At 48.0% G+C, this 17930-nt stretch carries 16 protein-coding genes and 3 pseudogenes; 7 read left to right on the top strand and 12 right to left on the bottom strand.

Annotated features, from left to right (window positions below):
- The first annotated feature begins 303 nt into the window (after nt 1-303).
- The 3 genes from EL633_RS02740 (at nt 304) to EL633_RS02730 (ending at nt 2722) form a co-directional block, all read left to right on the top strand.
- Complete coding sequence (locus EL633_RS02740) at nt 304-747, top strand: MarR family winged helix-turn-helix transcriptional regulator (protein ID WP_126625729.1); 444 nt, start codon at nt 304-306, stop codon at nt 745-747.
- Nucleotides 748-809: 62 nt separating this feature from the next.
- Nucleotides 810-1172, top strand: coding sequence for an ester cyclase (locus EL633_RS02735; RefSeq protein ID WP_126625728.1), 363 nt, complete (start codon nt 810-812; stop codon nt 1170-1172).
- A gap of 875 nt (nt 1173-2047) precedes the next feature.
- On the top strand, nt 2048-2722 hold the full coding sequence (locus EL633_RS02730; RefSeq protein ID WP_126625727.1) for a BON domain-containing protein: 675 nt from the start codon (nt 2048-2050) through the stop codon (nt 2720-2722).
- 46 nt (nt 2723-2768) lie between these two features.
- Here EL633_RS02730 and EL633_RS02725 read toward each other — a convergent pair whose 3' ends face one another.
- The 11 genes and pseudogenes from EL633_RS02725 to EL633_RS02680 form a co-directional block, all read right to left on the bottom strand.
- Nucleotides 2769-2960 carry a ClpB D2-like domain containing protein gene (locus EL633_RS02725; protein WP_246039197.1) on the bottom strand — a complete coding sequence of 64 codons (192 nt, stop codon included), beginning with the start codon at nt 2958-2960 and terminating at the stop codon, nt 2769-2771.
- 35 nt (nt 2961-2995) lie between these two features.
- Nucleotides 2996-3121, bottom strand: coding sequence for a hypothetical protein (locus EL633_RS37775; RefSeq protein WP_281275838.1), 126 nt, complete (start codon nt 3119-3121; stop codon nt 2996-2998).
- Between the two features lie 33 nt (nt 3122-3154).
- Nucleotides 3155-5118, bottom strand: a pseudogene (locus tag EL633_RS02720) (DUF505 domain-containing protein).
- A 57-nt stretch (nt 5119-5175) separates the two neighbouring features.
- Nucleotides 5176-5406, bottom strand: a complete 231-nt coding sequence (locus EL633_RS02715; protein ID WP_246039071.1) for a hypothetical protein — start codon at nt 5404-5406, stop codon at nt 5176-5178.
- A 499-nt stretch (nt 5407-5905) separates the two neighbouring features.
- Complete coding sequence (locus EL633_RS02710) at nt 5906-7885, bottom strand: PQQ-binding-like beta-propeller repeat protein (RefSeq protein WP_126625726.1); 1980 nt, start codon at nt 7883-7885, stop codon at nt 5906-5908.
- A 379-nt stretch (nt 7886-8264) separates the two neighbouring features.
- A complete protein-coding gene (locus EL633_RS02700; protein WP_126625725.1) occupies nt 8265-8564 on the bottom strand; it encodes a hypothetical protein in 300 nt (99 codons plus the stop codon).
- Between the two features lie 86 nt (nt 8565-8650).
- Nucleotides 8651-8818: pseudogene (locus tag EL633_RS38065) on the bottom strand (IS3 family transposase); the annotation flags it as partial.
- A 44-nt stretch (nt 8819-8862) separates the two neighbouring features.
- Nucleotides 8863-9069, bottom strand: a pseudogene (locus tag EL633_RS38060) (DDE-type integrase/transposase/recombinase); the annotation flags it as partial.
- Nucleotides 9070-9428: 359 nt separating this feature from the next.
- Entirely contained in the window at nt 9429-10004 is a 576-nt protein-coding gene (locus EL633_RS02690) for an elongation factor P (protein ID WP_126625723.1), read from the bottom strand.
- Between the two features lie 329 nt (nt 10005-10333).
- Nucleotides 10334-10879 carry a DsbA family protein gene (locus tag EL633_RS02685; protein ID WP_126625722.1) on the bottom strand — a complete coding sequence of 182 codons (546 nt, stop codon included), beginning with the start codon at nt 10877-10879 and terminating at the stop codon, nt 10334-10336.
- 219 nt (nt 10880-11098) lie between these two features.
- Nucleotides 11099-12139 (bottom strand): LLM class flavin-dependent oxidoreductase, encoded by a 1041-nt coding sequence (locus EL633_RS02680; protein WP_126625721.1) that lies wholly within the window; start codon nt 12137-12139, stop codon nt 11099-11101.
- A 694-nt stretch (nt 12140-12833) separates the two neighbouring features.
- On the opposite strand from EL633_RS02680, the gene EL633_RS02675 reads away from it, so the two are divergent.
- From EL633_RS02675 to EL633_RS02665, 3 genes are all read left to right on the top strand, one after another.
- On the top strand, nt 12834-13541 hold the full coding sequence (locus EL633_RS02675) for an SRPBCC family protein (RefSeq protein WP_126625720.1): 708 nt from the start codon (nt 12834-12836) through the stop codon (nt 13539-13541).
- Nucleotides 13542-13554: 13 nt separating this feature from the next.
- Nucleotides 13555-14724, top strand: a complete 1170-nt coding sequence (locus EL633_RS02670; protein WP_126625719.1) for a zinc-dependent alcohol dehydrogenase — start codon at nt 13555-13557, stop codon at nt 14722-14724.
- A gap of 605 nt (nt 14725-15329) precedes the next feature.
- The gene (locus EL633_RS02665; protein WP_126625718.1) at nt 15330-15878 is read left to right on the top strand and encodes a DUF2243 domain-containing protein; all 549 of its coding nucleotides are present in this window, start codon (nt 15330-15332) and stop codon (nt 15876-15878) included.
- A gap of 1 nt (nt 15879) precedes the next feature.
- Here EL633_RS02665 and EL633_RS02660 read toward each other — a convergent pair whose 3' ends face one another.
- Nucleotides 15880-16224 (bottom strand): hypothetical protein, encoded by a 345-nt coding sequence (locus tag EL633_RS02660; RefSeq protein ID WP_126625717.1) that lies wholly within the window; start codon nt 16222-16224, stop codon nt 15880-15882.
- 470 nt (nt 16225-16694) lie between these two features.
- Between EL633_RS02660 and EL633_RS02655 the strand changes: the two genes are divergently transcribed.
- Entirely contained in the window at nt 16695-17810 is a 1116-nt protein-coding gene (locus EL633_RS02655; RefSeq protein WP_126625716.1) for a LacI family DNA-binding transcriptional regulator, read from the top strand.
- Nucleotides 17811-17930: the final 120 nt, after the last annotated feature.

The raw sequence follows: 17930 nt of genomic DNA, 5'->3' as shown, positions 1-17930 counted from the left end.
AACGAATTCTTCTTATGTCTCTTGAGTGAAAATTCCCTCTCAGATTTCTTGTTTCTTTTACAGAAAGGGATCCAGTACAATGTCTCTCAAAAGGAAGATTTTCGGTGAGGCAGAAAGTTTTGCCAGTCTCTTCTATCCCATGGTGCCGCATGCTCATTTGTCAGGAGTTCAAAAAGGTCACCGCCTATATTGTTTACTTTGTCAACTATTGACAGTATCAATGGTTGATGGTATACATGGAATTATGAACCACCTTCTCCCGAAGTGTGGCAATTGACAGAGGGCACGGAGGCACAATACTCAATGGATGTTCTTGAAGATACCTTCTTTCAACACTTGACATCTGCCTGTTATGAAACCAGACAAGCCTTTGATCATCATGTTGGCATGAGTCAGCTCCGCCGGCAGCTACTCATCCTGCTGTTCGAGACCGGCGAGATCAGCCATGCGGCTGTACAGCAGCACTTAGCTGTTGATGGAGCCACGATTACTCGTCTGGTCAAGCAGTTTGAGTCTGAAGGCGTGCTCAGCCGTCGCCTCGATCCCAAGGATAATCGCTACATGCTTGTCTCTTTGACGGTTTCCGGACAGCAACGAGTTGCTGAATTGAGCGCGGCGCATCGACACTTTCAGGCCCAGCTGCTCGCTGGTATTCCCAAAGAGGAACAAGAGATGGCGTTGCGTGTTCTCGAACGGTTACGTACGAACGTACGTGCGCTCCAGGACGAAAACCAGCAGCAAAAATGAGAGCATGCGTCACACAGAGGCAATCGAGCTCGTAGAAAGAATCATCCACAGGAGATTTTGGCATGACAGCAACAGACAACAAGGCTCTGGCTTCTCGTGTTTATGAAGCCATTAATACGCAGGACCTGGCGACCTTAGACGATCTCTTTGATCCACACATTATCAGGCATGCTATGGGAGAAGTTGGCATTGAGAGCGCGAAAGCAGCTGTAACAAACGCCTTTGCCACCTTTCCTGAGAGGCATTTTGTTGTCGAAGATCTGATTGCTGAAGATGACAAAGTCGCGCTACGGATTACTGTGCATGGCACCCCAACACTTGGGGGAGAGCCTCTCCCTCTCATCATGGAGATTTTTCGCATTGCACATGGACGCGTTGTCGAAATATGGGGGGCTGGAACCCTGCGCCGCCGGCCCGATGCATAACCCATTCTATTGATAGGCCGTACATGGAGGGAAGGGAGAAAATACAGCTACAAACGCAGCCAGAAGCCTCTCCCATGTCCAATCTGCCTCCAGATTCCCGAGGATCATTCTCCGAAACTGTGCCGAACTTCGATAGTTGCTCTCTCGTATTCAAAGGGAGTACGCTTGTCCTTTAATGCGTATGTTCATTTTATATCAAGAGATTTTGAAAAGTGCTCGTCATCATTCTATTGATGAAAGGCAACTTCCTGACTTTGCGAAAACGGTCGCTATATTTCTGTTCCAGAACGTGCTTAAGTTGCTGCACAATTTCGTAGCATCGACAATGACAATGGTGGGCTTCTCCATCATGGCCTCCGGCAGCGATAGTATGAAGATCTCGGGCCTCAGTAGAACGATGCATTAAAAAGCATTGCAAAATAAGTCGTTTCCTTTTTGGAGCTTTGCGCTATATTCGGAGCAAGCACACTGGCACAATATGGTAGAGTTTGTGCAAATATCATCCCAATCTTACATTCATACTTGCTCTTTTATCAATTATATATGTGCATTTTATATTAACACATAATGAAGAATAAAAGCTCTTATTTTACATATATAGATGTGATAATATAAGTATTTGACATGGCGGTAAATACGTTGTACTCTCGATAATAAAGAATCAATTGAAACGTTCCAGGAGTCAAAACGCATTTGCTGGGAATGAGACGAACTGTTAGGTAGAGCAGTCGGTCGTCGTAGGTACACAATTGGATGTCTATTACAGAAGCTAAACACTGTAGATTTTTGTTACCGTTTCAAGGCATGCAGGATCAAGCAGGCTCAACTACACAGAAAGCGCTTGATTATATGCATTGCTAGCAAAGGACAACCTTATGACTACTGTTAGCACTCGCACTGATGAAGATATCCAGGAAGATGTGCTGGCCGAATTACGATGGGACTCCAGGGTGCGTCCCAACGACATTGGCGTTATCGTCAAGAATGGTGTTGTCACGTTGACTGGTTGGGTTGAGTCTTATTCGCAAAAAGTAGCCGCGGAATCTGCCGCCCATCGTGTGCGCGGGGTACTGGCGGTTGCCAATGATATCGAGGTACGCCTGCCTGCGTTTGCTGAACGTACAGATGCCGATCTGGCAGCCGCAGTTCTCAATGCCCTCAAGTGGGGAGCAGATATCCCGGCCGGTAAAATCAATGTGACGGTGGATCAGGGCTGGGTAACACTCGACGGTGAAGTAGACAATATCCTGCAAAAGTTAGACGCCGAACGTGCTGTAAGCCATATCGCCGGGGTGCGTGGCGTTTCCAATCGACTTATTGTTAAAGAGCATCCTCTGCCAACAGATATCAAGAAGAAAATTGAGCAAGCGCTCGTCCGTAACGCGGAGACCGATGCCAAGCAAATTACGGTTGAGGTTCAGGGGAGTAAGGTCATTTTGCGTGGGATCGTTCATGCTTACGCGGAAAAGAGAGCTGCTGCGGAGACGGCATGGTCATTACCCGGGGTTACCGAGGTTGAAAACAATATTGACGTTGTGTTTCCTCCTTAATTTCTTGTAAAAGGCCATGGGACTAACACCCCATGGCCTTTTTTTATTAGCTTGCATATGTGGGTTGTGGTTGAGTTTTTGTTGACTCGATCACAATTTTACCGTCTCTGGCATCGATCTTGGCGGTGTCGCCATCGTGAATGGTGCCACTAAGTATATCGCTGACAATACGATTTTCGATTTCTCGCTGGATTACCCGCTTGAGTGAACGAGCCCCAAACTGAGGATCGTAGCCTATCTCTGCTAATAGATCCAGAGCGGCGTCAGAAAGTTCTAGCGTGATGTTACCAGTAGCGCGGCCAGCGGATGTTCTACTTCGACCTGATTATGCTCGCGCGCAATATGCGCTGCCGAGCTCACCGCTTCCCGTGATTTTTCCGTAAAATGCTCGATATTCATCGCTTTTCTCACCTCTTTGGCCTACCTCGTCATTTAAACGGTCAGTGTGCCACCTGATGAAGGCACTGATTTAGCGCTGCTCGTTTCTATTTGCTTATTGAGTTGATCCATGATCATCAGAAGATCTAAACCAGCTTCAGTGATGGTGACCTCTCCGATGTATTGGGCCATACGGGCGACGTGTCGCACTTCCTTGAATTCTTGTGGTCCAAGGCCCGTCAGACGTTCTATCTCAGCCCAATTTTCAGGTACGATGCGGACCTTGCGTTCCTTCACGTAAAGTGTTCCTATCTGCCTGATCGCGGCCACCAGGCGCACAATGCTCGGCGTTACCGGGTGTCCAAGGTGCATTGCCCCGCTGATCGCTTTGACCAGCAGCTGACCTATTGGTGTACGTACAATCTGTCCATCGACCAGGCATTCAATAAAAACGCGCGCTTCAAGTTTTTCCAGCGCCCAACGTTGTTTCCCCTCATCCTGTTGTGTTTTTTTTTCGGCGGGAGAAGCGATATCATTAATTATCTGGGGCAGATTTTTTAGCATTTCGGCTTCATCGCGGGTTAACGCGGGTAAACGTGTACAGTGCTCTGCGAGGTCAGCAAACAAATGTCCCTCTTTCGTGATACCTCCTTTGGTGCCGATCAAGCCTTCGTCACGCGCCTGTTCAACCCATAAGTCAGCTGGACTATGCAGCCTGGTGATCGCGCTTGTTAAGACTTTGACGCCTGTCGCTGAGATATCATTTGTGCCTCGACCCACGGCCTCTACGATCCTTTGACCATTTGGTGTGATGTTGTAGACAGTTTTTTGATCCATCGGTTCGGGACGTACAAGGTCAAAGGCCGCTAAACTTACCAACAGCTCGTCCAGATCCCAAAACGTATTGAACCATTTATCGTGATCTTTTAACTGCTCAAGCATCGCTACCGCCCGTTGTTTCTTAGCGAGTTTGCCCTTAAAATCCCGCCCATAGCGGCCAATAAATTGCTGGTAGTGTTGTACCATCCGATCGACAAAGATTTTATGCAGAGCTTGTTTATCTGGCGGAGGCTGAGGCCTGGTGGAAGAAGGATCACTTATAGAGTGCAGCGTGGCTAAGAGCTCGAGTTCGGGTTCGGTGATCGCGAAGGTCCGCGAGGGCTCTTCCACCTCCTGTTGGAGCAATGAATAGGCTCTCATGGCAGCCTGTCCGGCGGCTGTTATTTTTTCTTCTCCATCAACGTAGCCCAGCATCTGCAGGTTAAACAGCTGTTCTGGAGTAAGGGCGTCTCGCCCTTGATCGATGAACTGTGCCAGTACTGTCATAATTGCTTCATTCAGCACTTCATCCAGTACGGGATATCCTTCTTTGAGCACGGCCTCATACGCAGCCTGTCCCAGCGTTGTGAGCGCATATGTTGTCCTATCAGGAGACGACCAGGTAAGCAGATCCATTGCTTCGAGCAGAGAGAGATGCTCGGCTGATAGGGTCAGGTCTTGGCCGTATAACTGGGATGCATATGGCGCATACCATTAGCCAGATCTTGATTAACCTCTAGTGATGGATGATGGCGCTGATCAAAATCTTCCCATGCTTCACCAAATGCGCTCAGGTTCGTAAATGTACGTTTTTCCAATGTGCTATACTTTTTTTCGGTCATGCCACGGGTGTTCAATACATCTTCTGTCAGGGGACCGACGTGCATTTTGTTTTGCGCAGCGGCGTGGAGGGCGGCTTGAATGTCAGAACCGAGCAAGCGCCAATCTTGTTTTAACTGGTCAATTGGAGGGATGCCCGGGGATTTCTGCATGCCATCGAAAATACCAAGAGCTTCATGGCCTGTAAATGTTATCTGGTAGGCCCGCGGTGGCACAAGTACTGCCAGTCCTTGCAACTCAAGTTCACGGTATATGTGGTTTTGGTCATCGGACTCTTCGGGAGCATATGCAGTATGTCCGGTGATCTCACTGTCTGAAAGAGTATGCAGAGCAATGAGATGTGCGGTAGTTAAAAGCATATCACTCCTCCTTTCTTGTACATCGGAATATACTTTTGTATATTTGCACTAGTATCGCTAAAAAGAGATGCGCGGGAGGATTGGCATGCCTGCCTGGAGTTTCCCAGCCATCAGCTTTGCGTTGCTCTTCCTGTACCGCTTCGCCCTGGGGAACTGACTGGATAGTTGTTGTTGTTTCAGGCGGAGTCTGCTGTTGCTCTGCTTGACTCTGTTGGGCTGCCTGGGTGGCTGGGTGGCTGCTGTGGTACCAGTTGTGACCTTCTGTTGTTCCGGGTTGTTTGACTGCATAGTTATAACCCTCTTCTTTTAATCACTGTTTTTTTTACGCGTATCAGCAGCATCGTGCCAACCAACAAGCTATGAAAAAGCAATCGTGAACACTGCATGTAGCTTTTGTCATTGATGGTCTTATGAGGGGGAACTTGTATCACAACAATGCATTGAAAACAAGAGGGCAACCATGGCCGCCTTTATCTTTCCTCAAAATAAGCTCTGCATCAATTGGCTGATCAATATTCTTTTATGCTCTACTATTATCCATTTCATGCCATCATATGAAAGATAGCATAAAAAGTGAAATTTCCCTATAAATTATTGCCAGCAGTAACACAAATAAAGCACTTAAACGTTCTGGTCTGCAAACCCATAATTCCCTATAAATAGCATGGCTTCTAAACTATTTAATGTAGAACACTATGGGGAAGTGACTTCTCACCAACAAGTATTCCTACCCTATGCGAAGAAACGCAGAGACTGAGAAGAAAATCGATTATTCAGCGCGGAGACATCAACCTGACAGGTGAATATGCGTTGGGTGTAGTATGCGTTGCAAGGCATACAAGGAGTGGTCAGAGGAGCCGATGTAGACAAGGTCTTTATCGACTGTGACTGAAGCATGAATCGCGCCCCCTGTTTGGAGACACCAACGTTTCTCGCCTGAGTGTGCGTTGAGCGCATAGAGGTTGCCATCTTCCGAGCCTGCATAGACCGTTTCCTTGATAACTCGTGGTGATGAGGCTACCGCTCCACCCGTTTTATACTGCCAGCGCTTCTCGCCTGAATGCGTATCGAGCGCATAGAGATTATGATCGTGAGAACCAACGTACACCATACCGTTGGCGACAGTAGGTGATGAGTCTACAATATCGCCTGTCTCGACCTCCCAGCGTTTCGTCCTTGTCTTTACATCCAGAGCATAAAGCTTATGGTCGCGCGAGCCAACATAGAGGAGATCCTGATCCACAGTAGGTGAGGAATGGACGCCACCGCCAGTCATGTACGACCATATCAGCTCACCATTAAAGGCGTTCAGCCCATAGATCTGCTGGTCAAGCGAACCTATATAGAGAGTGCCATCGGCAATACAGGGCGAGGAGGTGATATTTCCAGTTGTTTTATACTGCCAGAGCTCTTCTCCTGTCTCTATATCAAGCGCGTAGACACAGTGATCAGCTGAGCCGACAAAGACCATGCCGTTCCATATCCTGGGCGAGGAGATGATATTTCCCGCAGTAAGATAGCTCCACAGGACGGCTCCCGTGCTTGCGGCCAGAGCATAAAGCGTGAAATCGTTTGATCCGATATAGACGACCTCGCGTTCGTCATGTACCAGGGGCGAGGAGAAGACCTCCGCTCCGGTTTCAATGCTCCATTGTACTTCGCCTGTCTCGGTCTTGAGCGCGTAGACATTATGATCAGTTGAGCCAACATAGACTACGCCGCTGGCGATCGCGGGCGAAGATTCGATGGCGTTGCCGGTGATAAAGCGCCACAGGCGGTCACTAGTAAACTCGTAGAGATAGGCATCGGTGGAAGAGACATACAATCTGCCATTTGCGATGACTGGCGATGTATCGATTGGCCCGTTGGTCGCGTAGCTCCAGAGTTTCTCGCCTGTAAGCGCATCCAGGGCATAGCAGGAATGGTCCATGGAGCCAGCAAACAGTATCTCATCTGAAAGTGTGGGGGGTGCGAGGATAGGCCCGGCGGTTGTATGCTGCCATTTTAGCACACCAAATTTCTGCTCCAGTACATACAGTGTACAATCATTGGAGCCGACATAGACCATGCCATAGGCTATGGCTGGTGATGCGAGAATAGCATCCCGGGTGGTATAGCTCCAAACTTTCTGCCCGGACTCGCTGTCGAGAGCATAGAGAGTGTGATCCCGCGAACCAAGGTAGACCATTCCATCCCCCACGACTGGAGAAGCGCTTAAGTTATCTTGAGTGGCATAACGCCAGATGATGACTCGGCGGCTAGCATCAAAGGCGTAGAGTGTGTGCTTCTCTACGATGTAGATAACGCCATTATTTACTGTTAAGGGTATGTGTACATGCTCTTGCAAGTTATATGACCAAAGCACGTCGCCTAGCCCGGCATCTAAAGCATAGAGGGTGCGATCCGAGACAAGGTAGGCAGCCCCTTCGGCAATGGTTGGGGCGAATGGTAGCGGCCCTGTGGCCTGATAACGCCAGAGTACACTGCCAGTTCTGGCTTCAAGCGCGCAAACCGTGTGATCAGAGGATGCGATATACAGCACATCATCAACCAGGGTAGGCGCAGATAGGATGTCGCCCTGTACTCTATAGCTCCAAAGCAGCGTATATGTATGCTTATCCAACGCGTAAAGTGTGTGGTTGCGCGCGGCAATATAGAGGATTTCATCCTCCAGTATGGGAGGCCATAGAGGTGTATTGCCAATCTGAAGCGTTCTGATCGGCTGCAGGTAGGGAACATTGTCCTTGTAGATTATGGAACGTTCCATAGTCCATCTCCTTAGCCAGTCCATTTCCTTAGCCGCACCCGGAGCGGCGTTTTTCGCATGAGTCGTTAGCAATCAATCAGGTTAAAACCATTACGCCCTCAGGGTAGAGCTCTCCAGGTAACGATGTACTAACATCACTGCCATGCATCCCTCTCCGACGCTAGCGGCAATGGGTTTGACAGAACCGTGACGCACATCGCCCACAACGAAAGTTCCGGGAACACTGGTCTCCAGGTGGAAGGGCTCGCGATTGAGTAGCCAATCCCGATAATCCGAGCTTCGGCATATCTGACTTCCAATTCAACTATTGTTGTTGATGCTCTACAAATAGCTTCTCTCTCAATCTATTATACGTCTGGTGACAAAAAAGCGCCAGGCGCTATGCCTGGTTTTTACTATCTTTCTCGATTTTTTCCTTGACCTTTTTCACTCGCTGCCGTTGTTCATCAATTTCTTCCCGAAGCGTACTTGCGAGCATTTCAGCCTGTTTATATGCAACTTCCATGCTTCCCAAGTCATTCTCACATCCGCTGAAAATGTCTCCAAATGTTCCTTCATAAATATGCCCCTGTTTAATCATTTTGATATTCGTCTCTAGCGAATCAACAGCCTCCGCGTATCTTCCTAAAGTATCAACAATAGCGCGTACTTTTTGCAAGATGATTAATGTGTAATTCATCAGCCTCACCTCTTTTTATCATCAGCCTATGCAAAAGAAAAAACACTGGGATTGATCCTCACCCGAATTTATGGAGACCCTAAATATTAGGATGAGCCCATCACTTGTTCGTATTCAAGTGAACTCATGTAGTGTAAGGTAGAGTTTTTTCTGGTCCGATTATACAAGCAATCGATGAATTCAAAGGTAGCGCTTCTCGCTTGCGCTCGTGTCTGGATGTCTTCTCTCTCAGTACATTCCCCTTTGAAATTATGAAAAAGCTTTTCATGGCTGCATTATCGTAAAAATTAGCAGTACGGCTCATACTCGCTACTCTGCCCTCCTGTTGTAAAAGAACTTGATAGTTCTCGCTCGTGTAGGTGCTCCCACGATACGTGTGATGGAGTAATCCGGCTTGTGGATGGCGACGAGCCAATGCCATACGTAGAGCTTGTATAGCCAGGGTAGCATCCTGAATGATCGCCACGGACCATCCTACCACCATGCGAGAGAACACATCAAGCACAACCGCCAGCTACAACCAACCGATCGCTGGTCCAAATGTAGGTCGTGTTGGGTAGGGGCCCAGAGCCTTAGACGATTTCTCGTCCAGGTTTCTGTGACCCCCCTACCAAACCGGACTTACCGGTTGCTTGGTATCTGGCTTTCCAGCTCTGCATGGTTTTTCGGTTTGGCTTTCTGCATTTCGTATTTAATTAAGATGTGTACGAGCAATCAACCGTTGCTCTCCTTAACTTTGACAATCCACGCACCTATTACCTCTATTATGGAGATGAAACGGCACGCCTGGCACGATTCTCAGGATGTATGTCAGCGAGCAGGACACAGGCAATCAGACAAAGTTGCCTGTCCCTGGGGATGAAGTCAAGGCGTGATGCGTTCCATATATTCTCCATTTTCCGTGTTGACGCGGATGAGGTCACCTGGGGAGATGATGTGGGGGACCATTACGACCAGGCCCGTTTCAAGTCTTGCGGGTCCCTCCATGATAGCTCGCCAGTAACGCCCAACCATATCAACACTTTTTACGCGTATGATGACCGAGGGTGGTAATTCGACACCAACCGGCTCACTGTTAAGCACAAGCATGTTGAGTTGTAGATCATCGACAATAAATTTGCTTGCTTTACCTAGCATTTCTGGTGGGAGCTGAAATTCATCGGGATCATCGGGATTGTCGGAGCCGATATCTGCGAAGTGGTAGAATTCACCATCCCAGTGGGTAAAGACGGCTGCAAGGCGCTCAATTGGAACGACTGTAAGTTTGGAATGTGCATCTAGGGTTCGTTCAACCAAGTCATGTGTACGTATGTGACGCAACTTTACCTTTACATCTGGATCGACTTGCGCCCTGGCGAATTTCTCCCAATCGACAACCATATAGGGTTCACCTTTGATCTCGATGGCGATTCCTTTGGTTATGTCACTTGCTGTAATCATGAAGCACCCCGCTTCTGCACTGTACAACCTCTCTACAAGATTTGTTGTGTAAGAGACATACCTCCTGCCATCAACACGTATGGCGATGGGAAAAGGAGTGACAGGCAACGGGTCAGAAATGTAATTCATCGTGATAGCAAAATTCGCCCATATGATGAGGTAAAAAAACAGTGAAAAGGATTCTCTACAAGCTTGAGCCAGAGTGCCTTATAGATTGTATACTCTATTTATTCTTTAACAATTAGTTTGAGTAGAGCAATCTAACTGAGCAGGTGTCGCGGGAAGCATTCCCCGCGACACCTGCTTTTCTATTGACTCATAATCTAGAGTCAGGAAACGGCGGCAAGCTCGACTGCCGTCAGCAGGCTTTCTAGATCATAAGAAGCTCGATAGCGCGCACCATTAATAAAGAAAGTTGGCGTACCTTCGACCCCGCTATCTACTCCACCTAGTATATCCTCACGGATGTGCTCCAGATATGCATGGGAAGTAAGTTCGCGTATAAATCTTTCCCTGTCCAGTCCGAGTGAAACCGCATAGAAGACGAGATCTGATCCTTCGAGCGCCCTCTGGTGTTCGTAGAGTGTATCGTGCATCTCCCAAAACTTTCCCTGCGCGCCAGCGGCTTCCGCGGCTTCCGCGGCGCTCATGGCGTGGGGATGTACCTGAACAAGTGGAAAGTTACGAAAGACAAAACGCATCTGATTCTTCATCCGTCGTTGGACTTCCTTGACAATGGGATAGGCCATCCCACAATAGGGACATTCATAGTCTCCATATTCCACCAGCGTTACAGGTGCGCTAGTTGGCCCCTGTTGATGATCCCGCCTGCTTACCGGCGGAGTAAGCTCTACCGTGCTCGACATCCGTCTCATAGTGATATCTCCTTTCGCTTCAGTTCTCGACATCTTTACTACATTCATGCTTCCCGTGTTCGATTTCTCGGTGGCATTCGTTGAAAACACCAATCTTAACCACCAGTTCCGCGTATTGGAGAGCCTGGTGCCGCGTATCCATCGTCCAGACGTCATTTGCATGTTCGAGCCACCTGCAAGTGAGGCTAGCGGTGAACCGGCGGATTAAAGCTCACTAACCTATCTGAATGCAATCATCACCTGTCGCGCGATCCGTTCAAGATTCCCCACGACAGCATCGTGCGGAACTCCCGGCGGGTGGGACCAGAAACACATTTCACTTATAGGAATCTCAGACTGAATGGCCTGCAGACGCTTGACCAGATTGTCTGGTGTATCTACCAGGAAACGTGAACGGTCAAGTGTACCGGGATCAATCTTTGGAGGTTGAGGCTGCCCAGGCGACACACTCAGCTGAGCATACACGTCTAGTTGATAGGCGATAGCACGTGCAAGAAAAGTATTCCAGTCACGCTCAGGATCATCACAGGCCCATAGATGCATACTTAACACAACGGGAAAATTTGAGGGATCACGATCATACTTCGGCAGGTATGACTTCAAAATGCTCCAGCGCTCTTTTAACTCTTGCTCAAAATTAACAGCGGGAAAGGCGGCGGCCAGAAATCCATCAGCAAGGCGCGCGACACGCTCAATTGCCGGTTCACTATTCGCCCCCAGGTAAATTGGTAAGCGAGCACCCTGCGCTGGCAGAGGAGCAACCACGAGGGATGCCCCATTCTGGCCATCCGGAATAGGCTCTCCTCGAAAAGCGGCACGCAAGTAGGTAACTCCCGCCTCCATACGCTTTTTGCGGTGTTTGAGATGAACGCCAAAGGCGGCAAATTCGTGTGGGATGTATCCCAGCCCGAGCCCTAGTGTGGTACGCCCCGCATCGAGCAGATCCAGTACAGCCGTTTCTTCAGCCAGCAGGCGGATAGGCCAGAGTGGCAAAAGCAGGATATTCGTGCCGAGTCGTAAGTGTTCTGTAAGAGCAGCAACATGAGCCAGGAACAGAAAGGGTGCAGGAAGGTAGCCGTCTTGAAAACCATGATGCTCGGAAACCCACAGGCCGTGGAAACCAAGCTGATCAGCACGGACGATCTCATCTATAAGCTCTTTATAGGTTTCCATTGTCACTGGCTGGCCTAACGTAGTACGACCATCACTCCAAAGAGAGAAACGCAGCGTTTGACGCTTTTCATTGGGTTTCGTTTCCATTGTTCTATTTTCTCCATTAGTAGGCATTGTATGATCTAAAAATGTCTCATGTTAGACACGTATCCTTAGTAGTCCTTGTAACAGCTAAAATCTCTACCCCATCTTTTACTATCACAGCAATATCTCGGATACGGCCAGGTTCTGCCTACTCGAAGCCACACCCAGGCTGTGGTGTGAGATCCCGCTACTTATTCTGCCGTGTATTTCCTCTTTCAATTACTTCGATCCTCTGATCCTATGAACAAGTTGTGGAATTGCCCCGGATTGGGAGGGTCGGAGAAGTGCATTGCCTCACCGAAAATCTTCCTCTTTGCCTTGCCTCATATGTTTTTTTGTTGATTCTGGGGACCATCTTTGTTGTGATTGGTGTTATTGGCTTTTTCGTCTCGTCTACTATGATGCTGGATAGATTGATGGGTATGGATGTTGATATTGTGCATAATCTTGTCTGAGTGCAACGCCAACGTGTGTTCATGCATGAGCCTGGGTATCGATCATGATGGTTTCATGGCTTCACAAGCAGCGGTAACAATTTTTTGTTACTTGCCTGTTGTAGAGTAAATTGACACGTTTTTTTAGTATTATCGTGTCATTAATGTAGTCTATTGATGTTCAAGTAGAGCTACTATACCAAAGCTGGGATATGCTTCGACAAAAATATACATGTATGAACCTGAAATAGAAAGGAAGCGCGATGAATAATGTAAACGTTCACCAGACAGAGCGCATCGCTTCTACTGCACTCGGCGGGGCACTCATACTTCAAAGCTTTAAACACCTATCGCCTGGCAAAACCGCGCTGGCGGGTGCTCTGCTTTACCGGGGTATTAGCGGACATAGCTACCTCTATCAGATGTTGAACGTAAATACTGCACAGGTGCAGAAGCAGCCCTCCAATAGTGGTGTCAGGGTTGAGGGATCTATTACGGTTGGAAAGACGGCCCAAGAGCTCTATCATTTCTGGAGCGAGCCACGCTATCTCGCGCAGATCATGGGGGAATTTGCTGATGTCACACAGGTTGATGATAATCGCATGCACTGGGCCTTACGATTTCCGCTGGATCAACATATAGAGTGGGATACACAGATCATTGAAGATCGTCCCAATGAGCTCATACGCTGGAAGTCGCTTGAAGGTGCGCAGATTGCTAATGAGGGTTCGGTACGTTTCCAGCGAGCTCCCAAAGATTGGGGAACCGAAGTCACGTTAAGCTTCTGCTTTGATGCGCCGGGTGGTGCACTGGGTAACTGGGCTTCAAAGAAGCTAGATATTGTGCCGCGTATGCTGGCGGAAAAGTTGCTGCGGCGCTTCAAAAGTCTTGTTGAGACGGGAGAGATCCCCACATTAGAGCACAATCCCGCCGCGCGTAAGGCTGCTTACGCTGATGCTACTATCCATTAAGGAGGATAATCCTATGAGAGCATTATGCTGGAACGGCATCAATGATTTACGTGTAGAAACGGTTCCAGATCCCGAGATAGTCAATCCTCACGATGCTATTTTGAAGGTGACGATGTCCACCACATGCGGGTCTGATCTGCACTTTATTGATGGCTACATTCCGACTATGCGTGCTGGTGATGTGATCGGCCACGAATTCATGGGTGAGGTCGTAGAGGTTGGTCCTGAAGTGAAGAAAGTGAAGAAAGGGAACCGGGTGGTTGTCCCATCCTTCATTGTATGTGGCTCCTGCTGGTATTGTGATCATGGTCTCTACTCACTTTGCGATAATACGAATCCCAATGCAGAGCTTCAGGAACCTCTATTGGGATATCCGACTGCTGGTATCTATGGCTACACCCATGCCTTTGGTGGTTACGCGGGTTCACACGCCCAGTATATACGGGTACCACATGCCGATAACGACTGTTTTCAGGTTCCCGAAGGGTTACGTAATGAGCAGGTAATCTTTCTCTCTGACGCGGTACCGACTGGCTATATGGGGGCCGATTTCTGTAATATCCAGCCGGGTGATACTATTGCCGTCTGGGGTTCTGGCGGAGTAGGTATGATGGCCATGAAGAGCGCGTTCTTGCTAGGAGCCGAACGTGTGATCGCCATCGACCGCTTCCCTGAGCGTTTGCAGATGGCGAAGGAGAATGTGGGTGCCGAAACCATTAACTATGCAGAGGTTGATAGTGTCATTGAGACGTTGAAGGAGATGACCGGTGGACGTGGTCCTGATGCCTGTATCGACGCCGTAGGCATGGAAGCGCATGGAACCGGCATTGGTTATGCCTATGATCGCGTAAAGCAACTGGCCCGTCTGCAAACAGATCGTGGCGAGGCTATCCGCGAGGCTATCCTGGCTTGTCGCAAAGGCGGGACACTTTCGATTCTAGGTGTGTATGGATTGATGGACAAGTTCCCACTTGGCGTTATCATGAATAAAGGCCTGACGGTACGCAGTGCTCAGCAACATGGACAGAAATATGTCCCTCGTCTACTGGAGCATGTGGCGCGTGGTGAGCTAGATCCCTCATTCCTTGCCACCCATCGCTTCTCGCTAGAGGATTCACCGAAGGGATACGAGATCTTCAAGCATAAGCAAGATGGCTGTGTGCGAGCCATCTTCATTCCTTAGCCAGCGCTGAAAATTAGTAGAATTCAGGAGGACCATTCAGGATGGCCCTCCTGAATAATCTATTGTGTATACCCGCTGGTATTATGTTATAGTTGTGCTGTATAGATGGTAGAACTAATAAGTAAGAGGACGCTTCATCATCATTCTCTTGCAATTTGTCACCATGGTTTGAGCTTTTTACGCACCATGCTTGAGCATTAATTCTCATTTACTTCATATGATCTTTGACGCCGTTTTTTCATGGTTAAAGACATCAGTGGAAGCGCGAAGACGAGAAGAGCACCCGAGCAGGGGATAATGCAGCAAATCTGGTTGAAAATGGGTAATAAATTATTCATCGTGTCTGCAGATCCTTTCATTTTTACATAAAATGCTAGCTTGATTCATTTCGCCCAAAATGTATGTTACTATCTAAGTTATATACACGACACGGTTTAAAAGAAAAAAAAGTAACTTTTGGGTAGGGTTATACTCGGCGCCCAGGTGCTCACACTTCTTTTACATGTGTTAACAAAAATGATCTGTGGATCATGGATTCCATGAGAATGGAAGCAAACACATATTAAGATGTTCATAGCGTGGGCTTACCATGAAAGGTGAATAAAATGTCTTCTCAAGCGCAGACAGATCGCTCCGCATCTGATGCTAAGAAAATAAGGCGTTCAGTTTTCTGGACCGGGATCCTACTGGGAATAGGGATCGCGGCTTTTTTGGATGAGACGATTTTGCATCAATTATTGCAATGGCATACCCTGTACTGGTATACAACGCCGCAAGGCCGGTTGCTTAGCGATGGCCTTTTCCATATTTTTAGCACGCTACTCTTACTCTGGGGAGCATTAAGGCTCTGGAAAGGACGTGATAGCTGGAATCCCTGGCAGCGCAATGCTATTCTGGCCGCTTTACTTATTGGTCTGGGAGGTTTTAACCTGTACGATGGTATTGTCCAGCATGTCATTTTGCGTTTGCATATTGTCAATGAACATGTCTGTAGTGCGGTAGCTGGTAGTCAACCCACTTTTCTCGGTATCTGCCTCAATGATATCCCATATGAGATAGCGTTTGATATGATTGCACTGGTTATTTTAGTCGCGGGCATCATCTGGTGGCAGTGCGTACACCATCAGATTGTCAATGCGACGATGAGTGAGTGAGTTATAGAGGCAGTAGTTGATACAGGCTCTGACCAAAATTTGGAAGTTGTTGTATAGCATTAGTAAAGAAGACACCTCCCAGCACAATAAGTGCGATACCCAGGCTTAGTGCCAGCAAGGACGCGATGCATATTGAAATTCTATGATAGTGGCGTAATGCGAGGATGGACCAGGTGCTGACCAGGAGGCCACTGATAAGATAAATAAAGCCTGATAAAAGTGGCAAAGGCAGAGGTGATGAAAAAGAGAATAGGGTATAGTATTCGTGTAGCAGGATATATCCAGCCATCAGCAGGCAGAGCCAGCAGCAGATGATGAGGCTGATTCTCCTCGAGGACTTGCTCATGTCTTTCATTGTTTCAATCAAATCCAGTTTCTAACTAATTTATTTCTGCCCAATAGAAATGTTGAACGTGTAAAAGAGCTTTCTGTATACTATCACTCTCCTTTGTAACAAGAAGTTTCGCAATTTATAAAAGACACGCGTGCTTCAGGCAGAGCTATTTCATGTCTGCCCTCCTTCCAGACCTGACCAGCAAGCGGACCGGAAAGAGGGAATAGTATGCGTGTGTTGCAGGCGGGCGGCCTGCAACACACGCATACTATTCCCCGGGTGGGCGTCGCAGGCGCGAGGCAGGACGACTTTTACATAGCCCGGGATTCAGGACAAAGGACTGGAAATCTTCTGACTCTATAGGTATAATAAGCTGTTAGAGTCTGGAAGATTCATCTGGAATTCCAGTCTTCTTTGTGCGAAAGGACATTCTTGTCCGTTTTTGTAAGCACATCGTTGGATAGATACAAAGGCTGTAATTGATGACTGCCAGAATGACTATTTATGATATTGCCCGGCTCGCCGGTGTATCCAAGTCCACAGTTTCTCGTGTTTTGACCAATAGTTCCAGGGTCGATAAAGAGACGGTGAAGCGCGTGCGTCAGGTCATGGAGGAGCATAATTATATTCCCAGCTTGCATGCCTCCTCTTTGAAGGGGAAAAATCAATTTATCGGAATTGTTGTACCTCGCCTGAACTGGAGTATGATGCCAGATATTTTTCTTGGCGTATCTGATATCATCGATGAAAGTCCCTATGAAGTCGTGCTCTTTACGGAAAGTAATGCGCCTGACTATCAAGAAGTTATTGAGCGGCTACAGGTAAATCGTCTGGTCGCAGGTCTATTGGTTGTTCCTAATACACCGATACCTGACGACATGGTGAAGTTACCCCAAAAAGGGATTCCAGTTGTTTTGATGAACCTGCTGGGTTTTCCCAGCCTACTTCCACGTGTCAGTTCTGATAACGCAGGTGGCGTACGTGAGGCCGTGCGGTATCTTATCAGTCTGGGCCATACGCGCATTGCATATATTCATGGTGGTAGTGAGTTTCCCTGTTCACAAGAGCGCTATGAAGGATACTGTGCAGCGTTACGTGAAGCCAATATAGAGGTGACCGATACCTTTTATTTCCCTGGTTCATTTGACTACATTGATGGTACGCATGCCATTGAGGCAATTGTTCAGATGCCAGTGGAAAGCAGGCCCACCGCCCTCTTTGCTTCAAATGACATAGAGGCGTATGGGGCACTCAAGCGTGCGGAAGAACTGCAACTCCACATTCCCGAGGACCTGGCTTTGATCGGTTTTGATGATATTCCTCCTTCGATCTATACACGTCCTGCGCTAACCACGGTTAAACAGCCCTTTCAGGAACTTGGGCAATGTGCAACTGATCTTTTATTGTCTTTACTTGATCCTGAACGCCCCTTTCCTGACCGCTGGCATCAGCAAGCTGTACGTATTCAGCCTGAACCCTCTTCGTCGATGTCACTCAACATTATGGATCTCCGTCTTCCCACGCCTTTAGTGATACGCGAATCAGCAGGGAATAAGATCCCCTCAAAATCGTCAAATAGCCCGGCAACCTTAGGATGAGAGGCAGTTTTTCCTCATAGCGTGTCTCCTTCGATGTTCTTGCTGGCGATCGCCCGTTGCGCAGAGCTTCTCATAGACGAAAGCTGAAGTCATAATTTATGCTGGTAATGATGTTTAGCT

It is taken from the genome of Dictyobacter alpinus (assembly GCF_003967575.1).
In the GTDB taxonomy this organism is placed as follows: Bacteria; Chloroflexota; Ktedonobacteria; order Ktedonobacterales; family Ktedonobacteraceae; genus Dictyobacter; species Dictyobacter alpinus.
Note: the sequence above shows the minus strand (reverse complement) of the source record. Positions and strands in the feature narration are given on the sequence as shown.